The following is a 24,851-nucleotide window of genomic DNA, read 5'->3' as shown; positions in this document are numbered from 1 at the left end:
GTGCGCATCGCCTGGAAGACCCCCAACTACGCTCTGGACGGCTTTGCAATTACTGCCGAAGCGAGTGAAGATGGAATTGTCCTGTATGCTGACAAGGACGAAGAGCGTCACATCGGCACACTCCAGGACGGCGAGTGGACATTTGGCGATGCGGTAGATGCCTCGCAGCCGGAACCGGCCACATGGCAGGATATTGATGGAGCGACCGCCTCTACCTATAATCTGACCGTTACCGAAGAAGATTTCGACACCAACTACCGGTGCGTGGTCACGATTCTGGATGACGAATACAAGGAATTCTGCGCGAGGCTGCTGGAAGAGCAGGGCATTACCCTGACCGAGGAAGAAAAAGCAGAAGAGCAGGTGCTGTATTCGGCAACCATGAAGATCGCTGCCCCCGTTATGGACGAGGTAGATTTTGGGATTGCACCGCTTGCGGCCAGCGCAGCAGGTAATCCGAAACTCTCCAGCGATGCCCAGTGGATCACCGGCCTGACCAATGGCTATGAATACATCACCAAGGACACTTACGACCGTGTAACCGGCTGGCTGAACGAAGGAAAAATCACCAAGGGAAAAGCCGACCTATATTGGACTAAGATTGGTAACAATGGTTTTGCGTCTAACAATTATGCCAATGTTTTAGACGCAAATGGTTTCCCCACCGGAGATGTTCGTTCCTATAATGGCTTTGACCTGACCGACGGTGATAAGTTGGAAGTGCTGTCCGAGTGGTACGGCAAGACCGTTTATTTCCGGCCTGTGGAAAATGGCCAGAAGTGGACTTCCACCGGTACTGCCATTGACATCCCGGCCTATACCAACCTGACCATCGACGATGACGGCCATTATGTGGAATCCGCCTCCGGCACCAAGTACAAGAAAGCAATCACCATGCTGAATGCTTTCGTCCCGGACACCGGCTCCATCTATAAAGGCTACCTTGGAGCTGTTTCTTCAAACGGCTGGCTCAGTAACTCCACGGATGAAAACATCCATATCCAGATTTATACTGTCAACTGCGAAAACTTCAACCGCGATCCCGCCCGCTACCTGGTAGACGCGGAAGGCAACTATCGCATGGATAGCTTTGCCTGGGGCGTTTGCACCGACCAGGAACCGGATATTTCCGGCAAGGCTTACTGGGAGCTGAAGAACTACATCGCCCAGGGCTACGGCATGATGGTGGGCCACGATACCCTGTATGCATACGCGGGTGCCTACTACGATGCCTTCGGCACCGATCTGGATGAATCCAGTATCGACCCGAACGACACCACCACCCGGTATTACGCCCTGAACAGCTGGGTTCCCAACACCGGCCACTGGTACATGAACGAGCTGATGGGTGCCAACGGCGGCAACGTGAACTCCGGTTCTGTGCTTGCCAGCGATGCCCCCAGCCTGATCCTTTCCACTGGCGGCAGCCATGGGCAGTACGGAAAGAACATCCAGTACGGCACGGAAGAGCTGCACATCCTGCAAACCGGCTGGGATGCAACCACCGCAGCAGCCAATGTGAAGTACCGTACCCCCACCAACTTCCCCTATTCTTTTTCTGTTGGGCAAACCTTCTCCGCCGCCTGGACGCACACCAACCAGCAGGCAGCCTTCGGCACCATCTGGGTGGATTACAGCGGCGCCAATAAGGGAGCTGCGGAGTATGGGTATTATGAAGATCCCTACTCCTGGACGATCGGTGGTAAAACCGGCACCAACAACTTCTATTTGAGCGGCATTAGCAACTTTCTGATGAATCAGATTGGGCATCTTCCGACGAACTCTGCAACTGCGGGCGAGTCCCGACTGTTTGCGAACAGCGTTATGTATATCTCTCAGCGTAAACAGTGCGAGATATGTGCCGCCAATCAGGGTGGACAGGAGAACTCTCACTTTGTCCGGCGCATCAGCAGCGCCAACGCGGACGAAGTGCTGACCGCACTCCAGAACGGCGGCAGTTACTGGTATCCGCTGGACGGCTGCTATATGCTGGTCGAGGACATCACCCTGCCCGCCAATTGGACACCCATCAAGAACTTTACCGGCCACTGGAACGCGGATGTGTACAAGGTCGATCTGAATGGAGCTGCCAGCGTGTTTGACACCAGCGGCAGCGATTGGAACCTGGGCACCGATAAGAGCAAGGGTGTTGAAACCGTCTTCGACAAAAACATGAACCGCACCACCGGCGTGGCCCGCGTGGTGGGCGATCTGAACGACCTGTTCGGCACCAGCACCTCTTACGCCGGTTATACGGTCAAGGTGCTGGGCAGTGACAACCCCAAGTACATGAAGAGCGGCGAGCAATACACCTGCTCCGTCAACTCCGATAACAAGTATGTGATTTCGAACTTGCCCTGTGTATATGACGGTACAAACGGTGTTTTAACCGCCCGCGTATACGACATAAATGGCAACGAGGTCACCAAATACGGAAAGATCGTGGTGCGGGTCAGCACCGCATACTGGGAAACCACCGAAACCATCCCGCTTGAATTGCTCGATTTCAGCGCACTTGGCCCCGGCGATCAAACGATTTGGGTGGGTCAAAGCGCCAGTTTTGTGGCCACTGTATTGACCGATCAACCGGAGTATTGCTCCGATCCAAGCAACATCCAATGGCAATACAAGACTCCGCGCGGGCAGTGGATCAATGTTGGGACTGGGCTGGAATATGAAGTGAACCACCGCGGATATGTGGATACCGGCGATGTTACCACCAGTGGTGTGCAAAGTGAGCTGATTGTAAAAAATGCGCCTTTGAGTCTGGACGGAACATTGTTCCGAATCTGCTACAAAACACCAAAAGGTGAGCGGGAAACCACCAGTGGCAAGTTGGCGGTGAAGAAACCGGAAATCAAAATCGGCATTACCGGCGACCAAACCGTCTGGGTACGCCCCAAGGCCAGCAATAATCGGGATATTACCGATGCATTGCCTGCCGATCAGTGGCCGGGCACTTACGGCATCAAGTATCCTGCAAACCTCGGCAGCCAGAACAACGGTAAAAATCAGGCGGTCTATACGAGCACTGTGGACTTTTTACCCGCTCTGGACAGCCGCAGCGTTCCCATCATTCAGTGGGTGTACCGACCGGACAATCAAACCAGCGAAGCCACTCTTGCCACAAGTCAGTGGAACGGCAGCAGTTGGCAGACAACCATCGACCAAGGCGCACTCACTGCTATTCGCAAACACGCACCAAACCTGAGCATTGATATCCGGTTGAGTAACCCAAAGGCCACCGAAAACGGGTGGCAGCAGATCACCAGCACCATGACCATCACCAACGCAAACACCAAGATGGACATTGGAAACACCCGTTACTTCTTCCGGGCCATTGCACAAAATTCGTATGGCCAAGGGGCTTCTGCCTATGAAGGAAAAGTCACCAGTGCGGATGCTGCTCTGATTGTGAATTACACCATCTCCCTTGACCCCAAAGATGGAGTCAGTACCGGAGGTCTTCCCGCGACCTGGCGTTTTCCGAATCTTGAAATTTCTGCACCAAACGGTCTGCGCACCGTAGTGCTGAGTTTCTATCAACCAGGCCATAACACCGGTAACACCATTCAGATCAGTGGTTTGCCTCATGGAATCACCGGATATTTTGTATCCAACGACTATGTGATTTTCCGCACAGGAAACGGCAACCTGTTGGGCAAGGAATACTGGGAAGATTTTCTGCAGAATTACATCAGCTTCAAAACCTACGATGGCAAAGACGCAGACCCCAAAGACATCAGCTGGTACATCAGCGAGGAAGATAACGCAGACAGTTTCAAACTTCGCCTGTATGACGGCAGTGCAAACGGTTGGACCTACAGCGGCAGCAACTGGATGCCACGCGATGAATACAACGGCACTCCCTCCACCAGTGACTGGTCTGATGGCATGAGCGGCTACAATGAAAGCAACCGCTACCCCGGCCTGAGCGGCGGCAGTACATTGACCGGCACAGTAATCAGTGGAACACAGTACCGTGGGCGTTATTATGCGGGCAGTATTTCCGGCGACTACTACCATTTCCATGGCTTCAACGCAACACTGAGCCGTGGTTTCGATGCAACCGCATACAACAAGCTCTACCTTCGTGCTGATATTCAGTCGAGCCATCCCACCGGCAGCATCAAAGGCAGCATAACTCTTGGTGGCATGGAACTTGTACCGGAAAAGAGTTCCAAAGACGGCATCAGTTATGCCGGTATCGTGGACATTGCCGCACTGACCGGCTGGCAGGAACTGCGGTTGAACACTAATTCCGTCACTGCCTATATTCTTCAAAAGAGCGACGGTGGCAGTATCAATACAGATCATATCAACCGCACCGATACCATTATACTGAACGTATATGAAGCATGGCTCACCAGCCGGGACTTCCAACGCACAAACCGCAGTGATATTCAGTACAGCGAGCTGGATATCAACAAAAATGTCACGGAAAACAAGCCGGAAATCACCGTACTACTAACTCCTGATCCCGAAAAAGTCTATGACGGAACCCCCAGCAAGGCCGTATTCACTGTGCTGGGCGGTGATCCAGCTTGGGTACGCAGCCATGCAACAATCCGTTACACCAACGCCAGCGGGATCGAGTTATCGCGAGGGCCAGTGGATGTGGATTCCGGGTGCATTGATGCCTCCACTTACACAGCACGTGTAGAACTGGATGCGGCTGTGTTTGACCGGTATACTGTCCACGGGCTGAATGATGGAACTGGGGTGCGCACTACCTTCAAAATCACGCCCAGACCACTTACCGTGCATAGCCTGTATCTGGAGGATGCAACCCGCCCCCGGAACATTAAGGCATACGATGCAACCACCAATGCAACCATTGGTGACATTCTGATTGATAACATTGTGGCAGGTGATTCCGTATGGGTGGATAAGAAGACCTACGCGGGAATTTATGCCACTGCAAATGCCGGTGAACGCCTAGATGAAAACGGCCATACTATACCGAACCGTTTCCTGAAACTTGCAGAAAATGCCATCACCCGCACCGAACCCATCCGCCTGGTAAATGATCCCAACGGCAACTACTACATTGCTCAGGAGATTTATTCCGGTGCGATCTACCGCGCTTCGCTCACCGCTCAGGTAGGCAGCAGCCGCACCATGTATGGTCAGCCGGTGGATTACGGCGAAGCAGGAAAGCCCTGGCATGACACTGTACCCTACAAGGCCAATACCGCTGCCACGGAAGGCTGCTGGCTGAAACTGGACGGACTGAAGGGCGCAGATACCCTCACTGCTGACTATGGCAAGAGCAATTTCTCCATTCTCGGCGCTCCCGATCTGATCGTTGACGAAACGACGCCAGTTGGTATGTACAAGCTGACCTACACCGGCCTGACAGAAGCCAACTACCCGGTTTTGAGCAACTACATTGTTGCTGTACTGGATGGCACCCAGGAGGTATACGCCCGTGAAATCCGCCTCACAGTGGAGGATTCCGACCGCTATGTAGAGGACGAAAGTCTCCCCGAAACCCATGTGACCTTCGATCTGCTGGAGGATGACGGCGAAACCTATGCCGCACTGGGTTCCAATGCGGATGTTCTCTACAAGGACATGCCGCTGAAGAACGGTGACACTGTGCAGAGCGTGGTGCTGGTCAAGGAAAAAGGCAGCGAAAGCACCATCAGCCTGGCCGATAGCACCGGCAGCAAACTGGTGGCCGAGATTGAGGAAAGCGGCACAAAGAAAACACAGTACACAAACGACAGTATCCCGCTGGTAAGTGATTGGTTTATGGGTTGCCCGGCCAAATATCTTGACCTGGAGCATGACCAGAGTATCTATCCCTGCGATTGGTGTGAGCAGTATTACGGCTTCGAGCTGGGTACCGACCACTGGAAAGTGACTGGCTATGCCGCTGCCGTAAACCAGAATGCCGACCAGAATGCAACGCTGACTGTGGCTACTGTGGAAAATCCTCTGGGTGAACAGGTACAGAATTACAGCCTGCGCTATGTGGCAGGCAGTATCACCGTCCACCCGGAACTGCGATTCCAGCTGAAGGCCACTGTGCCGCTGTATGTCTGCATGTATGGCTACGCCGGTGACGGCGAGGTGGTGGAGCCGACGAATTACGGCATCACCAACTACTCCAACGGCAAAATTCAGATCACCGATATTAATGTTTCCAATAACGGCTGGAACATCGTGGACAAGCAGCAAGCCGAGCTGAAGCGCGGTGAACTATCCATGAAGTTGGACGACACTCAGCTGGTTATGGGCCACAACACCCCCCGCACTCCCTGGATTATTGATCCGGGCCGAGATGGCGACGGCAACGAATCCGGTACGGTACTACCGCTTCCCCTGCTCTGTAACATGGCGGGCGGCAACGTGAATGACCGGCAGGAAGCGTTTCTTACCCGCGTAACCTACACCATTGCAGAATATGGCGTGACCATTCCCGGTGAAACCGATGTGGATATCGGGGATGTAATCGACGGTCAGCCCACCACTCCAGTGATCGGGCAGAAGTAATTCCAGCTATACTTTCATCACTCCCCCTGATTTTCAGGGGGAGTTCTCGTAACACTTTTACAATTTAGTATCCCATGGATCATAATAGCAACGCGCATCTGCACTTTCTTCTGACCAGCACGAACTAATATTGTTACGTTCGCAAAACTCCGCAGCTTTTTCGCCACACAACTTACGTGTTTTTTCGATATTTCGGGCATTTTTATTGTCTCTATTGTGCGGATACCATCGCACAAAGTAAATCTTTTTACTGTCCGGGATGTCTTTACGAACTCGTGCTACTTCGTGCGGCTGGATTCTACGGCCACTACATTTTCGTGGAACTTTTTTAGCAACATATTGAAGGAACTTATAGGAACTAAATCCATCGTTCTTATAATTGAGATGCAATACATCACAAAGAGAACAGAACACATCATCGGTTATTGGGGAAAGCAAATAACCTTTTTGCAGAGTAAGGATGAAGTTGCACTCTCCATGACCAACACAACCAAACATAAGTTCAAAAGGAGTTCTGTTAATAGCAAACACAACATCAAATTTTGCACCAGCAAATACAAATTCAAACCGATCTATACCTATGCCACTTTCTTTCATTGTCTGATACAGTTGAGCAATTTCTGGAAAGTAATAACATCCTTTATCTTTCAAATAACGCACGGAAAACCACCCTTTCTTGAGGAGCATCATATATGGAAAAATATCGAATTGTCATGCAAATGCACGAAGCAATGTGTTTTGTAGATGTAGTACCGGATTTTATCATCGAAGCTTCTGATGATTTTTCTGCCAAAAGGCAAGCTGCACAGCTTATCGAACATTGGGAGAAAAATGGAGTTATGGCCATTGGATTTGATATATACGCAAAAAAACTGATGAGCCAAGTAACACCGAGCAGTGGAATACACAGCTTTTCATATAAAAATTTCACCGTGTTCGATGAGTCAAAATATTCATCCTGTACTATGATTTTGCCAGAACACCTGAAAGAAGTCAACCAACAGAATTTTGTGGAATTGTTGTTTCAACGTTGCGCCGCCAGAAACAATAAAGAAACTCTAGCCATATTTGAATGTATCGCTTTCGGTGTGGAACGTATTTGAGGAGTGTAACACTGATCCGAAAGTGCGGCACTGCTCCGCGCATCTTCTTTTCAGGAGAAGTTATCACATGAGAAAAAGAACATTCTAATACAGCATTTTGTGGAGACAGCAGCCTCTCAAACTGCTGCCATAAAAATCATGTGCGTCATGTTTGATCTTCAGGATGAGCCGGATGCCTTTACTGTATATCAGGGTGAGGTACAGGAAATCCCTCAAACACTTCTAAGTCGTAAAGTAAACTGCTGGGAAGTCAAAGGCACTACTTTACACTTATTTGTGTTAGACACGGAATTGACCGAAAACGAGCGCAAAAAACTTCTTCATGGGGATTGAACGACAGGAGGAAACACATATGCCTACGCCTTTAAAAATCATCCACTTTATGCATCTTCGTATCGACGATTACCAGAAAACACGTATCATACAAGGTGGCAAAGTTTGCTATGAAGGAGAGTGCTTCGGCCCGTCGGAAGAACTCCAAAGCGCACAAATCAAGCACTGGTCTGTGGACAATGGCATTCTCGTGCTGGAAATCCGTAACCATAAGCATTCCTGAAGAATATTCACCCAGTCCCCCCTGATTTTCAGGGGGATTTTTTATTGTTCAGCCTTTTCGGCTGCTAAACCTGGTATAACGCTGCTCGCGTTATATAAATAAAAATTGAAAAAGGAGCGAATCACAATGAACAAGAACACCAACACCTGGAAAAAAGCCCTGAGCGGTATCTGCGCCCTGACCATGGTCTTCGGCATCGCAGCCTCCCCGGCCTACGCCATGGAGGACATGACGGAGCCGAACATGAGCATCACCAATCATCCCAACAGCATGATTCCCACCAAACTGGTCACGCCGGTGGGTAATAAGGCTTTTTACAAGATTGACGGCGGCAAGGTGATCTACGCTGACCGGGATGACGGCACCGGCTGGCAGGCTGTACCTAGTGCCTATATCAAAGGCAGCAAGTACAATGTGGGCAATGTAGACTACGGCGCTTACTTCGTGGGTGCGGATGAAGTGGTGTTCGTCCCTCTGAGCGAATGCTGCGCTGAGGATGACGGCACCTACACCTATCACCACGGTACCAAAGATGGCGCCACTGTATCGGAAGATGTGGACACCGCCACCAATGCCGATCCCAGCATGGGCACCAACTTCTATGTTCATGTAGAGAACGGCATTGATCCGGACGGCAGCACCAGCGAGGAAGTAGTTCCCGGCAAAACCGACGATGGTCGTGTGGAATACGAAGTGACCATTGCCACCAAGGCAACCTATCAGCTGAAAGCAACTGTCCCCATGTATGTCTGCATGTACGGCTACCGTGGCACCGGCAACATCATTGCCCCCGACTCCGATGCGTACCAGCTGAAGAATTACTCCACCAGCAATTCCGATGCCAGTGCCACCATCGTGGACATCACCAAAGTAACCCATTACGCAAAAATCTACGACGAGAACCACAGCGATGATACCCTGTTCTCCATCAGCTACGACAGCCAGGCAAAGAAGTACACCTACTGGTACTCCAACCCCGCTTTCATGTCGGACGGCAAAACCCCCAATCCCGACTGGCAGGAGCCGGAAAACTATCTGGTGCTGACCGACAAAAACATCAACGCCAGCGGTCAGTGCTATGTGATTTTCATTGATGGCAAGTGGGACTTCAAGGTTGCCGGTGTTCTGGAGGGTGATGCACTGAAGGAAACCGTAACCGCGATTGATCCCAACCATCCCCTGAGCACCGATCTGCACTATGGCGAATGGAACTTCGGCACTGAGTTTGCTGTGGGTGATTCTCAGGAAGGCGGCAAGGATACCGGTCTGGCCCTGAAGGTCAGCGAACTTCAGGCCGAGCCTGCAACCTGGCGTCTGGTTGATACCAGCACCAAAGCTGCCGACATGAAGCGTGGCGAACTGGCCATGAGCCTGGCTCCCGAGACCGCTATCTCCAACGCATCTGCCATTGATCTGTCCACCGCCAGTGCCCCCATCGACATCACTGAGCGCGGCTGGTTCCTGGCTGCTCCCCAGCTGGGCGAGGATGGCACTGTAAGTGATGAGGAAGCAACCACTCTGGGCGTTACCGCGAAAGCCCAGATGGCCGGCGGCAATGTCAACGATTCCGGCTGCACCAGCGTGGTCAAAGTGACCTACACCATGACCCCCGCTTTTGGTATTGCGGACGGCGAAACCAATACGGTCACGGGCGATGGCGTAACCAGCAACCGATAAGATCTGATGACTCTTCCGGCAGAAATCTGCCGGAAGAGTTCTTTTTTGTGTGAGGTATGTATGAAAAACACTGAAACGCGCGCCAAAGCATCCAACAAACGTATTCTGGTGCTTCTGCCCCTGATCATTGTGCTGCTGCTTGGCTGTATTGTCTGGATCAAAATGAATCCTCAGATTTTTCATTCTGATGTGCGGCAGCTGGAAAATCAGATTAAAGCAGAATTGGGGCAGCTGGAGGATAAAAGCAATGATGAGATCCAAGCTGCACTCAACGAGGTCGTCACAGAAGGCAGTCTGAGCATTTCCATTAACGCACATCCAGTATTCCCCACTGGCGATTCGAACGGCAGTCTTAAGATCGAGAACGGGCCGCAGAACTTATACGCACAGCAGGTTATCATCACGCTGGATGACACCGGCGAGGAAATTTACGATTCCGGCTATATGCCAGTGAACAGCCACATTCAGCAAGACAAACTGGAGGTTGATCTTGCTCCGGGCGATTATGCAGCCACCGCTGTTTTTACCGCTTTTGATGTAGACTCTAACATCACGGTTGGAAAGGCCGTAGCACAACTGAAAATTACTGTTTTAAATTAAGGAGGGATTTCGTTGAAGCTCAAAACTTATCTTGCCGGTCTGCTTGCAACGCTTGCAGCCTGCACTTTATTCACGTTTCCGGTCTGGGCTGCGGAAGATCTCCCGGTGGAACAAGCCAGTGAAAGGGGCGCAACAATTTCCAGTGAAGTTGATATCGCTTCCAATCATTCTCCCAAAATGGGCACCCAATATTTCATGTACATTCCTCCTGATCCGGTATATGAAATGCCGAAGATGGGAGATGAGAGTATTGGACAGCGGCAGTTGATTTTCATTGCATTGGGTACCGGATTCGGTTATCTGGGCGTTCACTTTTACGATCAAAAGCGACACCATGAATAGAGCATTATTTTTGATTCGAATCATCCTGATGTGCTGCTGCCTTTGTGCCAGCATCCTGATTTGTTCAAACTCCTATCGCACTTGGAAAACAGTAAATACCGCCAATACTTTGGTTTCCATTTATGAGAGTAACGCCGATTCTGAATTCTGGGACTGGTCCCATGGTCTGCTCGACCTAAACCCGGACTATGTCGGCTGGCTTACAATTCCGGGCACAACGGTGGACGGGCCGGTGGTTCAGGGCCATGATAATACAGAATATCTTCGCACGGATTTCTTTGGCGAACCGGCCAGTTCCGGAACGCTCTTTATCGACGAAAATGCGGATATGAACACAAGTGGAAACTTTATTGTTTACGGTCATCTGATGCGTGACGGTACAATGTTCGCCGATCTGGCCCAGTACAAAAGCAAGGAGCTTTTTGAAACGAATTCTTTGGTGCGCTGGGAAACACGCACAGGCATTCGCTATTACAAATTGTTTGCAGGTCTGATTGTTTCCGGAAGCGACTCTCCAATTCGTGCGTGGTTCAATAAGCAGACACCCGAACAGGAAAAGGAGATGCTGGACACAATTGCTCATTCTGCGTATTTCTATCAGGAAGATCTGCTGCGCAGTGGTCCTTATCTATTTCTCATTACCTGTGATTATCAAAAAGAAAACGGGCGTCTGGTTCTTGTGGCCAGCGCTCTGTAAAGGAGTGTTTTCTATTGGATTGTTAGACTTGCTGGCTTCTCTTCAGGGAGTCTTTATTTCCGATCTCTCACTTCGTTCAGAATGCCGCTGGCAGGCATTATGTGATCTTGCACAACTGCTAAAGGAACCGGAACATTCATTGTATTCCCTGGAGGAATGGAGCGAAAGCATTTCTTACCTGATACACAAAAATATCCAGTTCCCCAGCTATGCGGACCTGGAGAAAACTTTACAACTTTTTCTATAACAATAAACTTGGGGGTTCGTAATGGAACCCCCATTTTTTTGAGGTAAACCATGCAACAAAACACGAAATCTTCCCCTCGCGTCTGGCTTTATGCACGGCTTCCCGGCGATGAACTCGGCACACTGAATCAGCTGAATTTTCTGCGCCTGCGCGCTAACCTTCAAAACTGCACTATCGTCGGTACGAGCATTGATACCCGTCGAGGCTGGCTGCATCGTTCCGGTTACCGTGAAATGATGCGCCATGTAAAAAGCGGAGATGTGGATCAGGTTCACATTTGCCGGTTGGGCACGATCAGTCACTCCTCTTCTTTCCTGTACCATTTTTTCAGATCGCTCTCTCTGCATCATGTAATCGCCTGTGCTGCTGAAGTCAGTTTGGCTTCCTGTGTCGGGTACTACCGGTTCGCACACAAGGCAGAGCAATACGCTCTCCGAAACGGGCTTTCCCTTCCCTGGTAGCATTCTCTTCTCACGGCCAACCCCTTCAATTCAGCTGCCTTTTCCCGCCCGGCCGCGTACTGCGCTGGGCGGGGCGCATTGTGCTGCGCACAATGCGAGCAAGCACGACAATATGCCGTCATTGGGCATATTATCACTTGTTAGGGTGTCCCCTAAAACCCCGTCCCCTTCGTCAGTTCACATGGCCGCCTTTTTGTGGTAATATAATGAAAAATATTCGAACGGGAGTTGATGATCCTTGCTGAAAATTTTCTTTGGAACTATGCCGGAGGCAATTTACAATACATCAATGTACTTTGACAATGTATATCTGGACAAGTGGATTACTGATCCGTTCGCCCAAAAAATCATCAAAGCCATTGACAAAGGTGAAGTTCTTAGTGCCAGTGCAATTAAAAGTAAAGCTTTAGGTGTAATCCCGGTGACAGGCTTATCTGGCGGTGTGAAGACCCTTCTATTGATTCGCAATGAACCTCAAAAAATATTCAACGCATCAACCTGCGGAGATAACTGTGCCCGCTGGATTTTGGAAATAGCAAAGGAATGCAAACAGGATGTGGTGATTAATCTTTACCACATCATGGATTTCGGTTCTAAACCTTTCGAATTGGAAATTTTGAACAATCATAAAATTATCCATAGCATGGAAGAGCTTGTCGAACCCGCAGGATTTTTTATTAAGGAGGGCATGATCACTTGAAAGGCTCTTATGATGTAAAAGTTTGGAATCGTCGAGTGCAGTACAAATTCACCATTCGCCGAAACCTCACTATTTTGCGCGGAGACAGCGCAACCGGAAAAACCACTCTAATTGATCTAATCGCTTCCTACCAAGCCAATGGTGCCCATAGTGGTGTATCCGTGCAATGCGATAAACCTTGTGTTGTTCTTTCTGCATTAAATTGGGAGCAAAACCTCTCTCTCATCCAAAACAGCATTGTTTTCATCGACGAAGGCGATCCTTTTGTTGCCACAAAAGAATTTGCTCGAGCGGCCCAAAAGAGCAACAACTATTATGTAATCGCTACTCGCGCAAGTCTTTTCAATCTTCCATACAGTGTAACCGAAATATATGGAATTCGTAATATATCCGGTAACCTTTATGAAGGGACAAAACGCCTTTATAGTCAGTTTTATCCTTTATATACAATACCTTCAAATAACGAAAAGCCTGATCTTGTAATTGTCGAAGACGCTCACTCTGGCTTTGAATTTTTTTCCAAGATATGTAGCGACCATGGTATTCAATGCATCAGTGCAAAAGGGAAGTCTAACATTTACCCAGAAATTGTAAAACGCAGCCATAACGAAAAAATCCTAGTTATTGCTGATGGTGCAGCTTTTGGCCCTGAGATTGAACGTGTAGTAGCTTTACGAAACGTACGCTCCCTTAGCATTTATCTTCCCGAATCTTTTGAATGGATTATCCTGAAGTCCGGCGTAATTCCACAGAGAATTTCCATAAAGAACATTCTAGAATCACCTTCCGCTCACATCGAGAGCAGTGAATATTTCAGTTGGGAACAATTCTTTTCGGCCATTCTCATTCAAATCACCAATGACACCTATTTAAAATATCAAAAGTCGACACTGAATCCAGTCTATCTTCAAAAGAAGGAATCAGAGAAAATTCTTGACGTGATTGCTGAAACTACTTCCGCTTTTCTTTCTCCTATTGAACCCAAACAATAAACATTTTTGCCGACTGCTTTTGTGAGCAGTCGGCTTTTTATTACCTCGGAGGATATTCGCTTGAAACGTTTAAAAAAAGTAACCGTTCGCTTGTCTGAATCCGAATATATTCATTTGAAGGAGCAATCCTTTATAACTGGATTCAAGATGGAGCCTTTTATCAGAAGCCTTATTGCGGGGTGCAATCTTAAACCCAGTCCTCCCGACAGCTACAAGGATCTGGTGCGGGAACTATCCGCTATCGGAAATAATATCAATCAAATCACTCGTCTGGCCAACAGCGCAGGAAGCGTCTCTACTGCTCAAGCAGAACAACTTTCCCGTTTAATGCGTGAAGTTTGGACCAAAATACAAGAGTATGCTTGAGCTACTTTCGCATTGAATAAAGGACTTGTGTGTGATTAAAAAAAGCATTTGTTTGATTATTTATTATATTTACAACAACGAAATATTTTATTGTTGTTCTTTTTATAAAACTGTGATATTCTTTTGGTAATTATAAAGAAAGCTGGTGATTATATATGTTGACCTCTGAAACTGAAAAGAAGCGGACTCGCCGTTCACCTGAAGAACGTGCTGCGGATTTCGACGCTAAAATCGAAGCCGTAAATCACACAATTGCTGATCTCGAAGCGAAAAAGCAAGCTGCCGTATCCAGCTACGATGAAAAAATTGCTTCCGCGCGAAAACGCGTGAAAGTGTTGGAAGAAAAAAAGGCAGCGATCTTTGCCCCCAAGCCCAAGCGGAAAGTCCGGAAAACCAAAAAGCAGAAAATTCAGGATATTCTGAAACAGGCACAAAAAGCAGGTATGAATCCACAGGAAATCGCCGAGTGCCTGGGCATTGATTTTGAAGGATAATAAAACAACGGAAAAGCCTGCACCTTCATGCATTCATGCAGTCAGGAGCAGGCTTTTCTATGTTATATAGACAGCTTACCAATTTTATATATTGCTTTTCTTTTTTCCCCAATGCCGACAAATCTGATTGTACACCTGTTCGGTTGTGTAGGTTCTTTTCCCCTGTAAGCGTCCTAACTCGGCTTTCAGCACCATCGCCCGGTGTTCTAACACTGCATCACGTCGATTTTGCTCTTGCTCATAAGAAATGTGTGTGTTCACACCCATACTCAACTCTCCATTTTACACAATGCCGTTTTTCTGATAAGAGATTATCGAAGAGAATACATCTTTTGTCTATCCTTATCCAGAGCAGCAACCTCCAGCTCTTATCTGCATAACCTCTTGTTTCAAGAAAAGTATACGCTACTTCTGTGCAAATAACAATATTTTCACTTCCAGGAACATATCCCCACTACCTTCAATTATGTAGTATTAATCTCGAATTCTTGCCGCTGTGCCCTTTGTACAGCGGCTTCTATTTTTAAAATGGCTTATACCAAAATCATACCAGTGCGCAGCGATCTGAACCGCTGCCTATCCTATACCTCCAATCCAGAGAAAACCGAAGTCATCCAAACCAAAGACCTTGAACGCCTTTTGAGCTACACCCAAAACAATGAAAAAACCGAATATCAATTGTATGTGGCCGGATTCAACTGTGATCCGGCCACTGCTTTTTCTTCCATGCAAGCCACCAAACGCCGATGGAAGAAACCTGAAAACAGTGGTGTGCTCGGCTATCACATTATCCAGAGTTTCACCCCAAAAGAGGTGACGCCAGAACAATGCTTTGAGATCGGCTGTGAATTTGCCCGCCGTTTTCTTGCAGAGCGATTCGAATGCACCGTCAGCACTCATCTGGATCAGAAGCATCTTCATTGCCATATTGTATTCAATTCCGTCAGCTTTGCGGATGGCCGTATGTTCCGAAATGATTTCAAAAGTTACTATCAGGGAATCCGCAAGATTTCCGATGAACTGTGCCGTGAATACAAACTCTCTGTCATTGAAACCGATGGGCATGGGCTTTCTTATGGGGATTGGAAACGGACAAATCAGGGGCAGCCCACCGTCCGGTCTCTGGTAAAGGCAGATGCTGACCGGGCACTCCTTATTGCAACGAGTTACGAAGGATTTCTTCGTGAACTGGAGAATATGGGCTATCAGGTCAATGCTTCTCCAAATCACAAATACACTTCCGTTATTCCACCGGGCCGCACCAAAAGCATCCGCCTGGAAAAGCTGAGTCCTCAATATGAAGAAACTGCTGTCCGCGAGTATTATCGGCAGCTTCAGCAGATGCCCCGTCAGGAGCGGCAGCAGTATCAGGAACAGCTTGACCAGCAGACCCAGCGATGGATGCCCCCGGAGCTTCTGGTCCGCCGCCGCTACCGATCTTTCCGCGCGCCATTTCACCCGATTCGTCACAAGCGTGTGCGCGGCTTTATGGCCCTTTATTACCATTACTGTGCCCTGCTGCGAAAAACCTATCGGGGAAAAAGCTCTCGCCGCTGCTACTACTTGCTTCGGCAGGAGTTTCTCAAATTTGACCGCTATTTGCAGCAGTGTGATTTTTTGTGGCAGAACCACATTGAAACCAGCGAGGATCTGGCTGCGTTCAAAGCCCGCACCGCATCCGAAATGGACCAGCTTATCCTCGTGCGCAGCAAACTTTACCGACAGAAAGGGGGTGTTGACAATGTAGAACGCACTACCAACATCAAGAGCCTGACAGCTCAGATTCGACAGATGCGCCGAGATCTTTCCTTGTGTTCTCAGATTGAATCGGATGCAGACAAGCTGCGCCAACAGCTCGTACAGGCTCGCACACCGGAACAAGAAAACCAACGGAATAGCGAGGTGATTTACCATGAACAACGGCGGAGAGGCTGCTGACCAGATGGTTCGCCAGTCCCTGCAATTTGCTGAGGTTGCCATCAAACTAACCGCCCTCGGCTTCAAAAATGCTCTCTCCATGGCACTTGCTTACGCCAAAGAGCGTCCCAAGGTTCGGGGCCGAACCCGACTTGATCGCCTTCTTCGGGAAGGGAGAGAACTCCGGATCATCCCCATACAGACAAAAGATCTGAAGGAATTTACCCAGCAGGCTAAACACTATGGGGTGTTGTTTGCTCCCATCCGGGACAAACAAGGCCAGGGTGAAAAGCTGGACATCATGTTCAGGGCGGAAGATGTATCCAAACTGAACCGCATCTATGAACGGATGGGCTATGCCATTCCCCAGCAGACGAGGCAAGGACGAAAAAAAGCATTAACCCGCCATCCGCAAGACAGCAACTTGCGAATGCGCGGGGATCTTGAAGCGAAAGCGGACTCCCGGCCTTCGGTGCGCACAGCAATCATCGAACTGAAAAAAGCTGCGCTTGCAGCTCAAAAAGCACGAGAACAAGCCCGGGATGCCATTACACCAGATAGAGGGGAGAGATAGCCTATGAATGGCGTACACCTTGACATTGCAGAATGGAAGCAGAAAAAAGAGCTGGAGCGTGGAGCCATTGCGGCCGCGCAGCAGATGGCCCTGCGTCAGGTAATTCAAAACGGAGAAACTCTTGGGCGTTATCTGTTGGGGCGTGGCCGACTTGCTTCCAAATTAACTTCCGGCAACACCGCTCTTGTGCTGCAGGAATTTCCGGACTCTCAGGCTGCACTTACCTTTCAGGAATGGCAGACGTTTGGCCGCAACATCAGCAAAAGCGCCAAAGGTGTCTCTATTCTCACCCAGCAAGACGGTTACTTGACTGTGGAAAAAGTATTCGATCTTTCTCAGACCTACGGAAATAAACCCTATCCACTCGTTCTTCTGACTGCCGGTGAGGATTACATGCAAAAAGCCCTAGAAGCCTTGGCTCCTTTTTGCCCGGTCCCCATTCGCAAATCCAAGGAAATAACAGACTCCGTCCTTTTTGCCTCGGAACGTCAGGCGATCCTCTACCGTCCCGACGCGACGGAACAACAGCGATTTCGCTATCTACCCGGTGCAATTCTTCAAGCTTATGCCGAGTACTACGAACCCGGTGTCTCTCAGACCGACCAGGTACAGTTTTACTCCCTTGCCATCTGCATTGAACTTTGCGGCCGATTCGGCATCGCACCTCCGGAAGGATATATCGTCAAGTTGGAGAAGTATATTCCTTTGTTCAAGAGTGAGGATGTCCGCAAGGTTTTGGAAGACATCCGGGAACTCTCCCGTACCATGGGGGACTGTGTGCAGAAAGCCTTACCAGAAAAGGAGTCCTCACAATTTCCTATGCCGGAAACTATCCTATGAGGTTCCTCCATGCGGTCAAAACGTAACGATGAATGGATTTTCTGGGGAATTCTTCTGATTCCTTTGCTCTGGGCTGCCGCCGCATTGGCTCAGGCCATTGAACAGGGCGACGGTCTTAGCGGTATTGTTTCTGTCTTCTCCACCCTGCTGAACGATCCTTTTTCTGTTCGTTGGTGTTCCCACACTGCCGGGTGTCTTGTGGCAGTTCTGGTGCTTTATCCCATGGCAGTATACTGCCATATGCTGGACATGGCTGACCGGCACCCCGGCGCAGAACATGGCACAGCCAAATGGGGCAGCGCAGCTCATCTGAACCGGAAATACCGTAATCGAAAAAAGCCGGACCAAAACTATTTGCTGTCTGCTCATGTGCAGTTCAGCATGAACAGCCATGCGCACCGGCACAATCTGAATGTGGTTGTGATCGGTGGTTCCGGCTCTGGCAAAACTCGCTTTTATGTAAAGCCGAATGCCATGCAATGTGCCTGTTCCTATCTGTTTTTGGACCCCAAGGGCGAACTGCTTCGTTCTCTGGGTGGGCTATATGAGGAAATGGGTATCCCTGTCACCGTCATTGATCTGGTGCATTTTCAGGGGCACTACAACCCCATGGCCTATTTGGAAACCGACGAGGATGCCATCAAGCTGGCTTTTGCCATCGTCAACAACACAAAACCCAAGGATGCGCCTGCAAGCGGCGACAAGTTTTGGGATGATTCCAGTGTGATGCTCATTTCCGCCATTATCCTGTACCTGCTGTATGAAGCGCCGGTCTATGAACAAAACTTCAGCACCCTGATGTTCATGATCGCCAACTGCCAGCTCAGCGAAAATGACATGGAAGAAAACCCGCTGGAAACACTGTTTTCCCGGTTGGAAGAGCGTGATTCAGACCATCCGGCAGTTCTGCAATTCAAGTCCTTCAAACTGGGTTCCACCAAGACGTTGCAATCTGTCCTGATTTCCGCAGCCGCGAACCTGTATATGTTCAACAGCCGTCAGTTTGCTGAAATGACCAGCCGGGACGAATCTTTTCTACCCCAGCTTGGTCTGGAAAAACGTGCGATTTTCTGTGTTATCCCGGACAATGACACCACCTTCAATTTTCTGGTCACCATTCTTTATACTCAACTGTTTGACCAGCTGTTCCGTCTGGCTGACTCGAACCCCAAATATAACGGTGCGCTGCCCGTGCATGTCCGGCTCATGATGGATGAATTCGCAAATGTTGCTTTGCCGAAAAACTTCAAAAACATTCTTGCAGTGTGCCGCAGCCGAAACATCAGCTGCGACATTATCCTGCAAAACATTGCCCAGCTGAAGAGCCTGTTCAAAGATGACTGGGAAGGAATCATCGGCAACTGCGATTCGATGGTCTATCTGGGTGGCAATGAATATGGTACCTTTGAGTATCTCTCCAAAATCCTGGGCAAACAGACGGAACGCACCAAAAGCCAAAGCATCAGCCGCGGCTCTCACGGTTCTTCCAGCGAAAGCGTCCAAACTGCCGGGCGGGAACTCTCCATGCCGGATGAGATCCGCCGCTTGAATGACAATGATTGCCTGCTTTTGCTGCGCAGTGAAGACCCGGTCATCGACCAGAAATATGATATTCTGAAGCATCCTAATGTAAGGTTCACACCCGATGGCGGGGGTGAGCCTTTTGTTATGCCTGGCGACCATATGGCGCAGGCCACCACCATCACCATGGATATGGTAGATCAACTGACACAGCGGGAAATCAGTCCCGAAATGTATCAGGAACTTCATCAATTACAAAAAACCTATTATCGAAAGGAATCCGGACATGAACATCATCAAAAACCATACCGAAAAAGGCTCTGATCTGAAGCTGAATCAGCAGGAGCGCACCATCAAACGCCTGTATCAGATTTGCGCTCTGACCCTAGCAACCGGCTGCCTGATGGCATTCCCTGTTTTTGCTGCCGGTGATCCCTTGACCAGCATCAACAATCTTTCCGACTTCGTTTTCAGTGCCATCAAGGCCATCGGCGCGATTCTACTGGGCTTCGGCATCGTCCAGATTGGCCTTGCCCTGAAAAGTCATGATGCAGGCCAGCGAGCGCAGGGTTTCATGACCTTTTTCGGTGGTGTTGTCATCTATTTCGCCAAAGACATCCTCGACATGATCCTGTGATTGATCGCCGGGCCGACCGCTTTTCCTCCGGTCGGCCCGGTATTTTTCTGGAGGTGGTCTTACTTTGAATCAAAACTGGATCGTGGAAAATCTGAACAGTGCCTTTTCCACCTGGAACAACCGACTGACGGAACTCTGGTCACTGGCTACCACCAGCCCGGAAACCTTCAAGGGTGGTGCTGTATGGTCTGTCATGCAGGGCATCCACAGCACACTTCTCGGCGTGGGCTACGGCCTGCTGATCTTGTTCTTTGCCATCGCACTGTTCAAAAACACTGCAAATTTCCATGAGCTGAAGCGACCTGAAGCAGCCATTCATTATCTGATCCGCTTTGTCGCCGCAAAGGCTCTGGTAGGCTATGGCATGGAAATCATGCTGAAAATCTTCTCTATCTGCAATGGCGTTGTCCTTCAGATTGCAGGCAGAATGAGCGGTATCTCTCAGGCCATGGTTCATCTTCCCGGAGAAATCCAGACTGCCATCGAAGAGGTAGGCTTTCTCGCCAGCATCCCGTTATGGCTGGTCACCATCCTGGGCAGTCTGTTTATTCTGGTGCTTTCCTTTATTATGATTCTGACGGTGTACGGGCGCTTTTTCAGGCTGTATAGTGCGCCCGGAAGGGCTGCGGCGTAAGCCAAAGCAGCCCGCGGGCAATTTGGGATTCTGCCAGTGGCGCGGCAGTAGGAAAAGGTATTGCGAAAGGAGGTGGAAATCACCCTATCACCAGCCGATTTATCCGGAGGGGAAACCCAAAGGGGAGTGTAGCATATCGGCAACGCCGTAAGTTGGGAAACTATCGAACCACTACTGAACGGCAAGGTGAAACGTTGTGAACGAGGAATAAAGCTGGATTGCTTGAAGGGCAGTCCAAGGCGGCATACTGGAGCCGGCGGCGCAGGATAGTTGTATTCGCCGCATACCGTGGCAATCGGTGACATGTATACACCGATTGCGGAATACCCACGGTAGCCAACCGCAATAAGCGGATAACGGACGAAAACCCATTCCGACATCACAACACGCTGTCCCAAACTGCTTAACCGGGGATTGCCTAACCCGGAGTGCCAAAAAGGCTATGGCTTTCAGAGCCTGAAAATCCGGTATGGCAACGGAGCCGCCATAGTAGTCCGAGCAAGGGAAAGCCTTGCACATGGCAAAGGGCGGCAGGATATCAACCAAGCTATCAATGGAAAGGTGCGTGAGGCACTATGAGAAATCCAAAGAATGTTTTGGAAAGTTTAACTTCAAAAGCAGCAAATGAAGATTACCACTATAAACGGCTTTATCGGAATTTGTACAACCCGGAATTTTTCCTGTTGGCATACGAGCGCACTCAAGCAAAGCCTGGCAATATGACAGCCGGAAACGATGGGAATACAATCGATGGCATGAGTATGAAGCGGATTGACAGTCTTATACAGAAATTAAAAGACTTCAGCTATCAGCCGAAACCAGCCAGAAGAACTTATATTCCCAAAGCAAACGGTAAAATGCGCCCATTGGGTATTCCGGCCTTTGACGACAAACTGGTACAGGAAGTGGTACGCATGATACTGGAAAGTATCTATGAACCCACATTTCAAAATTCATCCCATGGATTCCGTCCGAAGCGGAGCTGTCACACAGCTCTGCAATATATCAAGCGGAATTATACGGGTGTCAAATGGTTTGTCGAGGGCGACATCAAAGGGTGCTTTGACAACGTCGACCACCATGTGCTGGTGCGGATACTGCGCAGACGTATCAAAGATGAATATTTCATCAGCCTGATTTGGAAATTTTTGAAGGCAGGCTACATGGAGGACTGGGTGTACCACAACACCTACTCCGGCACCCCGCAGGGGTCGCTGATTAGCCCGATTCTGGCGAATATATACCTCAATGAACTTGATGTGTTTATGGCAAAATACGCAGAGTCCTTTAACTGCGGAAAAGGCCGGAAAATCAATCCAGCTTACAAAATGCCGCTGGATGTTCGGCGCGGAAAGCAGGAATGGCTGAAACGCAATAGTGCGAAAATCAGTGAGGAAAAGCGCCAGAAAGTTATGGCAGAGATTCGGGAACTGAACAATTATCTGTCCACAGTCCCGTATAGCGACCCTATGGATACAGGGTACAAGCGGGTCGTATATGTGCGCTACGCCGATGATTTCCTGATTGGTGTGATCGGAAGCAAAGAGGATGCAAAACAAGTTAAGACCGATGTGGGGGAGTTTATCAAGGAGCAACTCCATTTAGAAATGTCTCCGGAAAAGACGCTCATCACCCATGGAAATGACTTTGCACGCTTCCTCGGCTACCTGGTCACAGTCAGCCGCGAGCAAAACCGCACTCGGACAAAAAACGGGTTCACACGCCGAACCTACGTGGGAAAAGTCAAGCTGTATGTGCCAAAGGAAAAATGGCTGAATCGCCTGCTCTCCTATAGTGCGCTGAAAATCAGCTATGACAAGGCCCATGGAAACAAAGAGGTGTGGGAGCCAGTAAGACGCCCGGGATTGATACGTCTGGATGATATTGAAATCTTGAATCAATATAACGCGGAAGTGCGCGGGATGTACAACTACTATCGGCTGGCAAACAATGCCACTGTGCTGAACGCTTTTGTCTATGTGATGAAGTACAGCATGTATAAGACCTTTGCTGGGAAATATCGGACGAGTATGCGAAAAATTATCTACAAATACTGCCGCAACAAAGACTTTACCGTATCCTATCAAACCAAGAGCGGAACAAAGTCTGTTGTGTTTTACAATCAGGGAGTGCGCCGGAACGACAAAGTCATCGCAACGGAAAACCCTGATATCATCGGCAGAACGAACGAAAACCGACGTTATACCCGACTGACAGACCGGCTGCAAGGCCATGTGTATGAGTTCTGCGGAGCCGAAACGGAGGATATCGAAATCCATCACATCCGAAAACTAAAAGATTTAAGTGGTAAGGCAGAATGGGAACGCCATATGATTGCGCGCAAACGTAAGACGATGGCACTGTGCCATTCCTGTCATGTAAAGCTGCATAATGGAAAGTTAGACTGATATCTGGAAAGCCGGATACATCGAGAGGTGTACGTCCGGTTTGGAGGGGAACGTTTGGAAACCTGCCGCAGAAATGCGGTAAGGCGCCGGGCGCTTACCCTACTGTACACCGCTCTGGCCCCCCTTCCTCTTTCAACCTTTGCAGGCGAAAGCACCCAGAGCGTGGGCATTTCTTTTCTGAAAAGCTATGTGGGCGTATGCCTGGAAGGAGCTGTGATCGTATTGGCCTGCATCATCTATGCAGGCTTTGTGAACACGCCATCGGTCGGAGGCGGTGAAGCCACCACAATGGTCTGGAGCTATCTGGCCGAAACCGTATTTAATATGTTGGTTCTGGTGGGGCTCATCAAAGGGTCTGACCGAATCATCCACGAAATGATGGGGTTATAACCAATGCAGACACCAATCAACAAAGAAATTCGTCATTACCAGGAATCCATTTGCCTTGGGATGAATCTGCGGCAAACAATCTGCGCTGGGTGTGCAATGGCACTGGCTGGAGCGATCTATTACTTTGGCTCTCCCCTGTTGGGCCGGGAAACTGCCAGCTGGTTGTGCATTGTAGCAGCTGCACCCGTAGCCGCGTCCGGCTTCTTCACCTATGACGGCATGAATTTTGAAAAATTTCTCTGGGCCGTGTTTCGCTGCCTGTTTCTCAATGCCGGGACGCGGATATGGAAATCGGAAAACCGTTATCTGAAATTAAAAGCACAGCGCAAAAAAGCTGGGAAAGGAAAACCGAATGAAATTAAATGAATATGCCTCCACCCGGAAAACGCGAGGCCATTTCTATATCCCCCGGTCGGTACAGCAGTCCATCCCGGTGGATGAGATTTTCGCCGATGGTATCTGGCGCTCCGGCGAGGTATTCAGCCAGATGTGGCGTATTTCCGACATCAATTTTTCCATGTTATCAGACAGCAACAAACGCATCCTGCAATCACAATATGGTGTTGTCTATGCGGGCATCCCCTCCGACTGCTGGGCCAAATTCTGCATTACCAGCCAGCACATGGATGAAAAAAGTTTCCGTAAAAGCATCCTGTACCAGCCTGAACACGATGGCCATGACGATCTGCGGCAGGAGAAAAACGACCATCTCATTGCCTGTGCCAGCGACGTGGGGAACGTGATTCAGCAAAAATTCCTTATCATTTCCACCGTAAAAAGAAATGTTCGGGAAGCCCGGGATCGGCTTCGTCAGATTCAGGGCCACCTCATCAGTTCCCTTTCTGCTTTGGGCTGTACAGTCACCAATGTCACCTGCAGTGAACGGCTGGAAATTCTGCACAACTTCTTTCGGATTGGCGAGGAAGGCCATTTTCAATTTGATCTTTCCGAATGCCAACGCCTGGGCAATGATTTCAAAAGCGCCGTCTGCCCCGACACCCTCAACTTCAAACGCTCTCATATTGAGATCGATGGCCGCTTTGCAAAGTGTATGTCCATCTCCCATTTCCCCCAACAGCTGAACGACCGGTTCATCACCACTCTTTTGCAGCAGGTCCCTTACATCATTCTGAGCATTGATGTGGTTCCGGTGGAACCGGAAGATGCCATGCAGGCTCTGGAAGAGGTGCGCAT

General features: G+C 49.4%; 23 protein-coding genes and 2 pseudogenes. 23 read left to right on the top strand and 2 right to left on the bottom strand.

The features are described 5' to 3' along the window. Positions 1-6,501: hypothetical protein (locus ACESYO_RS14805; RefSeq protein ID WP_373211311.1), on the top strand; the 6,501-nt coding region annotated here is incomplete at its 5' end. Between the two features lie 57 nt (positions 6,502-6,558). On the opposite strand, the gene ACESYO_RS14800 is transcribed toward ACESYO_RS14805, so the two are convergent. Beyond that, the gene (locus tag ACESYO_RS14800; RefSeq protein ID WP_373210595.1) at positions 6,559-7,161 is read right to left on the bottom strand and encodes a DUF6037 family protein; all 603 of its coding nucleotides are present in this window, start codon (positions 7,159-7,161) and stop codon (positions 6,559-6,561) included. A 32-nt stretch (positions 7,162-7,193) separates the two neighbouring features. Here ACESYO_RS14800 and ACESYO_RS14795 point away from each other — a divergent pair, with 32 nt between their 5' ends. The 7 genes from ACESYO_RS14795 to ACESYO_RS14765 all read left to right on the top strand — a co-directional run bounded on the left by ACESYO_RS14795 (position 7,194) and on the right by ACESYO_RS14765 (position 11,476). Then, positions 7,194-7,604 (top strand): hypothetical protein, encoded by a 411-nt coding sequence (locus ACESYO_RS14795; protein WP_373210597.1) that lies wholly within the window; start codon positions 7,194-7,196, stop codon positions 7,602-7,604. A gap of 99 nt (positions 7,605-7,703) precedes the next feature. Next, the gene (locus ACESYO_RS14790) at positions 7,704-7,937 is read left to right on the top strand and encodes a hypothetical protein (RefSeq protein WP_373210599.1); all 234 of its coding nucleotides are present in this window, start codon (positions 7,704-7,706) and stop codon (positions 7,935-7,937) included. Beyond that, positions 7,927-8,160, top strand: coding sequence for a hypothetical protein (locus tag ACESYO_RS14785; protein WP_373210601.1), 234 nt, complete (start codon positions 7,927-7,929; stop codon positions 8,158-8,160). Before ACESYO_RS14790 ends, ACESYO_RS14785 begins: the two co-directional genes overlap by 11 nt. A gap of 126 nt (positions 8,161-8,286) precedes the next feature. Beyond that, a complete protein-coding gene (locus tag ACESYO_RS14780) occupies positions 8,287-9,837 on the top strand; it encodes a hypothetical protein (RefSeq protein ID WP_373210603.1) in 1,551 nt (516 codons plus the stop codon). Positions 9,838-9,897: 60 nt separating this feature from the next. Then, positions 9,898-10,437 carry a hypothetical protein gene (locus tag ACESYO_RS14775; RefSeq protein ID WP_373210605.1) on the top strand — a complete coding sequence of 180 codons (540 nt, stop codon included), beginning with the start codon at positions 9,898-9,900 and terminating at the stop codon, positions 10,435-10,437. A gap of 12 nt (positions 10,438-10,449) precedes the next feature. Then, positions 10,450-10,779 (top strand): hypothetical protein, encoded by a 330-nt coding sequence (locus ACESYO_RS14770; RefSeq protein WP_373210606.1) that lies wholly within the window; start codon positions 10,450-10,452, stop codon positions 10,777-10,779. A 10-nt stretch (positions 10,780-10,789) separates the two neighbouring features. Next, positions 10,790-11,476, top strand: a complete 687-nt coding sequence (locus ACESYO_RS14765) for a class B sortase (RefSeq protein ID WP_373210607.1) — start codon at positions 10,790-10,792, stop codon at positions 11,474-11,476. 53 nt (positions 11,477-11,529) lie between these two features. Here the strand turns inward: ACESYO_RS14765 and ACESYO_RS14760 are convergent, their stop codons facing one another. Then, positions 11,530-11,775, bottom strand: coding sequence for a hypothetical protein (locus ACESYO_RS14760; RefSeq protein ID WP_373210609.1), 246 nt, complete (start codon positions 11,773-11,775; stop codon positions 11,530-11,532). Here ACESYO_RS14760 and ACESYO_RS14755 point away from each other — a divergent pair. The 15 genes and pseudogenes from ACESYO_RS14755 to ACESYO_RS14685 all read left to right on the top strand — a co-directional run. Further along, the gene (locus ACESYO_RS14755) at positions 11,774-12,184 is read left to right on the top strand and encodes a recombinase family protein (RefSeq protein ID WP_373210611.1); all 411 of its coding nucleotides are present in this window, start codon (positions 11,774-11,776) and stop codon (positions 12,182-12,184) included. The two genes, ACESYO_RS14760 and ACESYO_RS14755, sit on opposite strands and share 2 nt — an antisense overlap. A gap of 238 nt (positions 12,185-12,422) precedes the next feature. Continuing rightward, entirely contained in the window at positions 12,423-12,884 is a 462-nt protein-coding gene (locus tag ACESYO_RS14750) for a DUF4869 domain-containing protein (RefSeq protein ID WP_058965499.1), read from the top strand. Further along, entirely contained in the window at positions 12,881-13,876 is a 996-nt protein-coding gene (locus tag ACESYO_RS14745; protein WP_373210612.1) for a translation initiation factor 2, read from the top strand. The genes ACESYO_RS14750 and ACESYO_RS14745 overlap by 4 nt, the downstream gene beginning before the upstream one ends. Positions 13,877-13,936: 60 nt before the next feature. Next, entirely contained in the window at positions 13,937-14,242 is a 306-nt protein-coding gene (locus ACESYO_RS14740) for a MobC family plasmid mobilization relaxosome protein (protein ID WP_143424734.1), read from the top strand. A 155-nt stretch (positions 14,243-14,397) separates the two neighbouring features. Continuing rightward, positions 14,398-14,736, top strand: coding sequence for a hypothetical protein (locus ACESYO_RS14735; RefSeq protein ID WP_373210615.1), 339 nt, complete (start codon positions 14,398-14,400; stop codon positions 14,734-14,736). 552 nt (positions 14,737-15,288) lie between these two features. Continuing rightward, entirely contained in the window at positions 15,289-16,674 is a 1,386-nt protein-coding gene (locus ACESYO_RS14730) for a relaxase/mobilization nuclease domain-containing protein (protein ID WP_373211309.1), read from the top strand. After that, positions 16,649-17,227: a PcfB family protein gene (locus ACESYO_RS14725; RefSeq protein WP_087295997.1), complete on the top strand. Its 579-nt coding sequence runs from the start codon at positions 16,649-16,651 to the stop codon at positions 17,225-17,227. The genes ACESYO_RS14730 and ACESYO_RS14725 overlap by 26 nt, the downstream gene beginning before the upstream one ends. A gap of 3 nt (positions 17,228-17,230) precedes the next feature. Then, entirely contained in the window at positions 17,231-18,067 is an 837-nt protein-coding gene (locus tag ACESYO_RS14720; protein WP_373210618.1) for a hypothetical protein, read from the top strand. 9 nt (positions 18,068-18,076) lie between these two features. Beyond that, positions 18,077-19,912, top strand: coding sequence for a VirD4-like conjugal transfer protein, CD1115 family (locus tag ACESYO_RS14715; RefSeq protein ID WP_373210620.1), 1,836 nt, complete (start codon positions 18,077-18,079; stop codon positions 19,910-19,912). Continuing rightward, on the top strand, positions 19,875-20,225 hold the full coding sequence (locus ACESYO_RS14710) for a TrbC/VirB2 family protein (protein ID WP_373210622.1): 351 nt from the start codon (positions 19,875-19,877) through the stop codon (positions 20,223-20,225). The genes ACESYO_RS14715 and ACESYO_RS14710 overlap by 38 nt, the downstream gene beginning before the upstream one ends. 64 nt (positions 20,226-20,289) lie before the next feature. Further along, a complete protein-coding gene (locus ACESYO_RS14705; protein ID WP_087296000.1) occupies positions 20,290-20,859 on the top strand; it encodes a hypothetical protein in 570 nt (189 codons plus the stop codon). A 575-nt stretch (positions 20,860-21,434) separates the two neighbouring features. Further along, entirely contained in the window at positions 21,435-23,267 is a 1,833-nt protein-coding gene (locus ACESYO_RS14700; RefSeq protein ID WP_373211307.1) for a reverse transcriptase domain-containing protein, read from the top strand. 102 nt (positions 23,268-23,369) lie between these two features. Further along, positions 23,370-23,657 (top strand): annotated as a pseudogene (locus tag ACESYO_RS14695) (hypothetical protein); the annotation flags it as partial. A 3-nt stretch (positions 23,658-23,660) separates the two neighbouring features. Further along, the gene (locus ACESYO_RS14690; RefSeq protein ID WP_058965488.1) at positions 23,661-24,023 is read left to right on the top strand and encodes a PrgI family protein; all 363 of its coding nucleotides are present in this window, start codon (positions 23,661-23,663) and stop codon (positions 24,021-24,023) included. Next, positions 24,010-24,851: pseudogene (locus ACESYO_RS14685) on the top strand (hypothetical protein); the annotation flags it as partial. The gene ACESYO_RS14690 and the pseudogene ACESYO_RS14685, both read left to right, overlap by 14 nt.

Source organism: Allofournierella massiliensis (genome assembly GCF_964241245.1).
Classification (GTDB): Bacteria; Bacillota; Clostridia; order Oscillospirales; family Ruminococcaceae; genus Allofournierella; species Allofournierella massiliensis.
Note: the sequence above shows the minus strand (reverse complement) of the source record. Positions and strands in the feature narration are given on the sequence as shown.